Genomic DNA, 1,648 nt, shown 5'->3' with positions numbered 1-1,648 from the left:
CCACAAGGGAGCACAGCCCCCTTGACCCCGTAATGGCGTGGCACGGTACATATGTTGTAGACCTGTAAAGCCTTTTTTTGTTTCTCTGCGTAACATGAGTTATTATGATAGCATGTCTGATAGCCCCTTGGCAACGGGACTACTCCAGGGCAATCGCATTGGAAGATTTGATGAGTTGTTAATAGCCTGTTTTCGTTGTAACCCAGGGTTTGTGGTGTTTGGGTATCTCCGGCGACTGGCAGCCGAAATGGAGTGAGATATGGTTACAGTCCGATTGCAACCCTGAGCCTGTGGTCAAGTTCATCCTGAATTGCAGTGGGTACTTTGCCAAGACGCCTTATTATCAAGCCCCTTTGCACCGTAAGGAGTTTGTTCATCCTAAAGACAGAGGTTCTTTTAAGGCCTGTTGCCGGAAAATCCGTATGTCCCAAATCAAGGATATAATCGGTTGATAAGACTTTTTGCTGTGTGCATGATGATATGAAGGCGATAACAACGTCTGTGGATTTCAGGTCTGGAGTAAGCACCAAGGCGGGCCTGACTTTTTGGCAGGAGAGGTCCGTAAAGGGAAACGGCACGAGGACTATGTCCCCGCGTTTGAGGGTCAAACCTCCTCTCCGTCCTGCAAGGTGTATACGTCCTCAACCTCTTCCTTGAGGAAATCCAAACTCCCGCTCTCCTGGGCCATACTTAAGAAGTGAAACTCCTCCAGGGGATAAAAAACGATCTTGTACCGCCCATGCTCCACGGCGGCAACCTCGGTCAAGGGCTTAAAAGCCCCTTTTTCAAACACAGCGTTTATGATCTCAGGCATAAATGTATCTCCTTCCTATTTAAGGATAATACGGCAGGTGGTGTTTAGTCAAGAGGCCGGGCAGGTGCATAAGAAAGTAGTTGGTGGCTTCGTCAAAGAAAGAATGGGGGCTTCGCCCCTACCCCCTACAAGAAGGGCGGCTCACCCCTCGCTGACCCCTTGACCCCGTTTATCTTACCCACCAAAAGTTTATGCACCCCCCTTCCTCTCGTACATTGCAAAACAGCCTGACAGTCAGATATAATATACAAACTACAGTAACAGAATCTTTACAGAGGAAGGCGGCAAAATGATTAGATCGGAAAAGATAAAAGACATCCTACACGCAACGGACGTGCAATCATTAAAATTCTCCTTTTTGACACACCTCAAGTACTCCTTGGCAAAGGACGAATATTCGGCAACCAAGCGGGACTTCTACAAGGCGCTCTCCCTCACCGTGCGGGACCGCCTCGTTGAAAAGTGGATCAACACCCAACAGACCTACTACAACGTGGACACCAAGCGGGTCTACTACCTTTCGCTGGAGTTCCTGATGGGCAGGTCGCTGGGCAATGCCCTGATCGGCCTGGACCTCTACGACAATATGGAAAAGGCCCTCAACGAGCTTGGCTACGACCTGGACGAACTCCGGGAGCTGGAGTGGGACGCCGGCCTGGGTAACGGCGGACTCGGACGCCTTGCGGCATGTTTCCTGGACTCCATGGCAACCCTGCAACTGCCAGGATACGGATACGGAATCCGCTACGAGTACGGCATATTCGTCCAGAAGATCAAGGACGGCTACCAGGTGGAAATCCCCGATAACTGGCTGCGATACGGCAACGCTTGGGA

The 1,648-nt window shown here is 50.7% G+C and carries 4 protein-coding genes; 2 read left to right on the top strand and 2 right to left on the bottom strand.

Annotated elements, in window-relative coordinates:
* Nucleotides 1–112 precede the first annotated feature (112 nt).
* Nucleotides 113–256 carry a hypothetical protein gene (locus HWQ67_RS17900; protein WP_218254055.1) on the top strand — a complete coding sequence of 48 codons (144 nt, stop codon included), beginning with the start codon at nucleotides 113–115 and terminating at the stop codon, nucleotides 254–256.
* 7 nt (nucleotides 257–263) lie between these two features.
* Here HWQ67_RS17900 and HWQ67_RS17895 read toward each other — a convergent pair whose 3' ends face one another.
* Complete coding sequence (locus HWQ67_RS17895) at nucleotides 264–608, bottom strand: type II toxin-antitoxin system PemK/MazF family toxin (protein WP_218254054.1); 345 nt, start codon at nucleotides 606–608, stop codon at nucleotides 264–266.
* Nucleotides 605–814 carry an antitoxin family protein gene (locus HWQ67_RS17890; RefSeq protein ID WP_218254053.1) on the bottom strand — a complete coding sequence of 70 codons (210 nt, stop codon included), beginning with the start codon at nucleotides 812–814 and terminating at the stop codon, nucleotides 605–607. Before HWQ67_RS17890 ends, HWQ67_RS17895 begins: the two co-directional genes overlap by 4 nt.
* 289 nt (nucleotides 815–1,103) lie before the next feature.
* On the opposite strand from HWQ67_RS17890, the gene HWQ67_RS17885 reads away from it, so the two are divergent.
* Nucleotides 1,104–1,648, top strand: a 545-nt coding sequence (locus HWQ67_RS17885; protein WP_218254052.1) for a glycogen/starch/alpha-glucan phosphorylase, incomplete at its 3' end; no start/stop codon positions are given.

It is taken from the genome of Candidatus Magnetobacterium casense (genome assembly GCF_019173545.1).
Taxonomy (GTDB): Bacteria; Nitrospirota; Thermodesulfovibrionia; order Thermodesulfovibrionales; family Magnetobacteriaceae; genus Magnetobacterium; species Magnetobacterium cryptolimnobacter.
Note: the sequence above shows the minus strand (reverse complement) of the source record. Positions and strands in the feature narration are given on the sequence as shown.

Bases quoted from the DNA above. Each gene is read 5' to 3' on its own strand.
- HWQ67_RS17900 (WP_218254055.1), top strand. From the start codon at position 113: ATGTCTGATAGCCCCTTGGCAACGGGACTACTCCAGGGCAATCGCATT.
- HWQ67_RS17890 (WP_218254053.1), bottom strand. From the start codon at position 814: ATGCCTGAGATCATAAACGCTGTGTTTGAAAAAGGGGCTTTTAAGCCC.